This window comes from Yersinia pekkanenii (assembly GCF_001152565.1).
Taxonomy (GTDB): Bacteria; Pseudomonadota; Gammaproteobacteria; order Enterobacterales; family Enterobacteriaceae; genus Yersinia; species Yersinia pekkanenii.
The window spans coordinates 1-4,048 of sequence record NZ_CQAZ01000104.1 but is presented as its reverse complement, the minus strand read 5'-3'; the positions used below and the strand labels follow the sequence as shown (position 1 = coordinate 4,048).

Here is a 4,048-nt window from a genome sequence, read left to right as displayed (position 1 = left end):
AGGAATCTATCGGCTAGACAAAATCGCGCTAGAAAATGGCATAAGAAATTTCGTGAAAGCATGAGGGGTAACAACTGATGAATAACATCGAAGAGTTGAAGAAAGCGGCATTGGGAGCAAATCTCCACGGATGGACGGGATTCGAGGATGCGTTAAACGACGACGGCTATAGCGAAGCGGTATCAAAATTTATTGGGCACTGTCGGCCCTCGGAAATACTTGCACTGATAGCCCAACTGGAAGCGGCACAGAAAGAGCGTGATGAATTGAAAGAGCTTAACTGCCATTTTGATTTATCAATTCGGAAAACAGAAGGAGTTAACGAGGTTTTACGTTCCAAACTGGAAGCCGCAGAGCGGGCACTGATCAAGCCGTTGCCAATCGGTGAGCTTGTTCATCGGCTGGAAGGCCAGACCTATGAAAAATGGTTCAGTGAGTCAGATGTAAAAGACCTACGCGAACGCGCCGAGAAAGCAGAAGCAGCGTTATCAGCGGCAAACGAGAAGCTGAGTAAGCCGATTGCTGTGTCACGCGGAATTGAAAATATTGAGTTACGCCAGCCTTTAGAAGTTGAGGATATGTGGCGACACAGATTTATAGCGTCAATCAAAGCAGCCGGTTTCACAGTAGAGGGGAATGCAGATGCTGAGTAAAGAAAAATTAATAAATTTATCTGAGATTACGCCAACAGAATTACCCTGTGGAATCACAATCTGTCACGGCGTATACCCATTAATTGGGTCATTAGACATAGTTCAGATGGCTACTGAACTGCTATCACTGCGTGAGCAACTTGCAGAGTTGAAAGCGTTGCCGCCTGCGGCTTACCTAATTCATGAGAAAGGTGGGGCTAGGCAATTAAGATTTCTCGGTTTGAATGCTGTGAGTCAGGCAGATATCGAAGAACATGAGTTATGGCAAGAGCCGCTATTCACAGCAGCCAAGCCAACGGTGGGGTTGGATGTGGAGGATATTACTGAATTTATGCGCAAAGCATTCTGGCGCGGATTTGAATCAGCTAGAGGTACAGAAAATTCAAATATCCCTGCGGATTGGAAAGATTCAAAACCGAATCTTCTACTCGCTTTGAAAGCAAAAATATCGGGTGACTAATGCTAATCGGCTTTGTTCTTCTCGTCACTTCCTGCTTTAACGATAGTTGCAACGCCCTACCAGTTTCAGGCGATATCTACCCTACTCAATCCGAATGCCAACAAATATCAACGCTGATTAAAGAGCGCAGACCTAACGCTGTGCTCATGTGCAGCGAAGTGTATCGGTAACTCGTTTTAACCCCACAACGGACTCACAGAAACGGATTTCACTAAATCTGGAGTGTCCCTATGGCTATTTCAATGCTCCCCGTTGAGCGTAAATTCCCGCTGCCCGCTGAATTGACGGGCCGAATCAATGACCTTATTCAGGAATATGCCGGTGAAATAGGCGTCTGTGAGGTGCTTGGCGTACTGGAAATCGTCAAGTTTGGATTGCTGAACCAACAAACAAATGAGGTGGCGTAATGTGCGACGAAATCGACCAGGCCCAAGAGCTTGAAGCATTGAACCTTGAAGTAGCTCTTCGCAATACCGCTGCCAGGCAGAAAATGAAAGAAATCGGCAAGTGCTACTACTGTAGCGAGTCGATAAGTGCTGGATGCTTCTGCGACAGCTTTTGCAGAACTGACTGGGAGAATCGGCGGCGCGCTGACTTGATGCGAGGTAACGCGGCATGACAGCTTATTACAACGAGATTGACCCTTATGCAGCCCAATGGCTAAGAAATCTAATTAAGGCCGGTCATATTGCCCCCGGCTATGTTGACGAGCGGAGCATTGTTGATGTTAAACCAGAAGACCTTACCGAATTCACTCAGTGCCACTTCTTCGCGGGTATCGGCGCATGGTCATACGCCTTGCGACAAGCAGGATGGCCCGACGACAAGCCAGTCTGGACAGGCTCTTGTCCCTGCCAGCCTTTCAGCGCAGCCGGCAATCAACTTGGATGTGATGATGAGCGTCACCTTGCTCCAGTCTGGCTTAACCTCATTGCTCAGTGCCAACCTACAAACCTCTTTGGAGAGCAGGTTGCGGCGGCGATTGGAAAACACTGGCTCGACGATTTATTCAATGAACTGGAAAGACAAGGTTACACCTGCGGGGCGGCAGTATTGCCAGCTTGTGGCGTCGGCGCGCCGCATATCAGGCAAAGAGTCTGGTTCGGTGCAAGTCGGTTGGCCAACTCCGACAGCGAGCGATCCAACTGGCGGCGGGAGTGCATCCATAGCCATGAGGAAATTATCAGGGGATCGTCGTCCGTCGGGACATGCGATCTCATCATCGCTGAGGGATTTCGTTCAGTTGGCAGGGTGGCCGACGCCAACGACCAGCGACAGCAAGGGGTCGGGGCCAACAACAATTCGCTCGGATGGCAAAAACCGGATGTTCGACCGGCTGGATTATGCGACAGAACAGGGATTACCCGACCAACCGGCCCGGTTAACGGCTTCTGGAGAAATGCTGACTGGCTCCTGTGCCGGGATGGAAAGTGGAGGCCAGTTGAACCCAGCTCATTCCCGCTGGCTCATGGGGCTACCTCGAGAGTGGGACGACTGCGCGCCTACGGAAACGCTATCAATGCTGAAGCGGCAAAAGCGTTCATAGAGTCATATATGGAGGTTACGGCATGAGTGACTTTGGCGGCAGCCACACGCCGGATGGCCTGAAAAATTTATGGATGACCCCGCTCGATATCTTCACTGCATTAGATATTGAGTTTGGCTTTTACCTAGATGCGGCGGCAAGCCATAAAAACGCCCTGTGCGCCCACTATCTTACTGAGCAAGACGATGCGCTTAGCACGGAGTGGCCCGCCAATGGTGCGGTTTGGATTAACCCCCCTTACTCAGACATAACTCCGTGGGTGCTAAAGGCAGCAGGGCAATGCAGAGAGATATTACAACCAGTCGTGATGCTGGTACCTGCGGATGTGGCTGTGGGCTGGTTTAGCCTGGCTCTGCAATCTGTCGATGAAGTGCGATTAATTACGGATGGCTGGGTATCGTTTATCCCCGCTGAGGCCAAAGTGAAAAAAAACGGCAATACCAAGGGATCGTGTCTGCTTATTTGGCGGCCATTCATCAAACCCCGCTGCATGTTCACGACTGTTAAGCGCGATGAGCTAAAGGCGATTGGGCAGGAAATATTAACCGGGAGTAAAGCAGCATGAACTTAATCATCACATATCTTGACTGGATTCTGTTTGTCATCGTCTGTTGTGTTGGCTTCTATCTCGCACATGTGAAGAGATGGTGAATTGTGACTTCTCAAGAGAAACAAAACGCCCTCCTGTCCACCGCCAGAAAATGTAACAACGAAATTAAAACCACCCTCGCCGCTCTGCCGGCCAACACAAACAAAGACTCCATCACCCGCCCAATAATTCTCCGTCACTACGAGAAGATAAAGCCACTTGGCTACAAGCTGGCTTGGCTTCTTTTCGCCATTGGCGTTCTGAATGGTCAGTTTAAGTGGAATCGGTGATGGGATTGATAAAGAGATAAGAGGCCAGCTATGACAATCAATAAAGAGTCACTTAGCCCTGACTCGCTAGTAGATATGAAATTCATTACCGCAGACACCGGTATGACATCCAAATGGTTTTATGATCTGATTAAGCGAGGAGTATTCCCAAAGCAAATTAAGCTTGGACGAATGTCTCGTTGGAAGTACTCTGATTATCTTGCGTGGAAATCGAACCTGGAAATCGAACCACGGAAAGCAGCATGAAAAACGAATTGGGGGTGTTATTGGGGGTATCCATATAACACCACAATTAAAAACCCTTTAAAATAGCACCTCTCAGGCGATTTAGTGAAGTCAGTCGGGGACACCATAACCTTTTCCCACAGCGTCTCATTCAGATTAAAATCACTTAAAAACCCAATAAAAACAAAGACTATTTATCTATCCGTCGTCTCACCACATCTCAATTAGGTTATCCATAGCTCATTTTGGCCATGCATTCAATGCGGAGATCATCAGGTAAAATCC

The 4,048-nt window shown here is 48.6% G+C and carries 5 protein-coding genes; all 5 read left to right on the top strand.

All coding sequences use genetic code 11. From position 1 onward, the window contains the following. Positions 1-77 precede the first annotated feature (77 nt). The 5 genes from AEP37_RS22585 (at position 78) to AEP37_RS22565 (ending at position 3,224) form a co-directional block, all read left to right on the top strand. Entirely contained in the window at positions 78-653 is a 576-nt protein-coding gene (locus AEP37_RS22585; protein WP_049615428.1) for a hypothetical protein, read from the top strand. Continuing rightward, positions 643-1,113 (top strand): hypothetical protein, encoded by a 471-nt coding sequence (locus AEP37_RS22580; RefSeq protein ID WP_049615427.1) that lies wholly within the window; start codon positions 643-645, stop codon positions 1,111-1,113. The genes AEP37_RS22585 and AEP37_RS22580 overlap by 11 nt, the downstream gene beginning before the upstream one ends. 230 nt (positions 1,114-1,343) lie before the next feature. Further along, positions 1,344-1,520 carry a hypothetical protein gene (locus tag AEP37_RS26365; RefSeq protein WP_156168526.1) on the top strand — a complete coding sequence of 59 codons (177 nt, stop codon included), beginning with the start codon at positions 1,344-1,346 and terminating at the stop codon, positions 1,518-1,520. Between the two features lie 208 nt (positions 1,521-1,728). Beyond that, the gene (locus AEP37_RS22570; protein ID WP_049615425.1) at positions 1,729-2,685 is read left to right on the top strand and encodes a DNA cytosine methyltransferase; all 957 of its coding nucleotides are present in this window, start codon (positions 1,729-1,731) and stop codon (positions 2,683-2,685) included. Continuing rightward, entirely contained in the window at positions 2,682-3,224 is a 543-nt protein-coding gene (locus AEP37_RS22565; protein ID WP_049615424.1) for a phage N-6-adenine-methyltransferase, read from the top strand. Before AEP37_RS22570 ends, AEP37_RS22565 begins: the two co-directional genes overlap by 4 nt. Positions 3,225-4,048 lie beyond the last annotated feature (824 nt).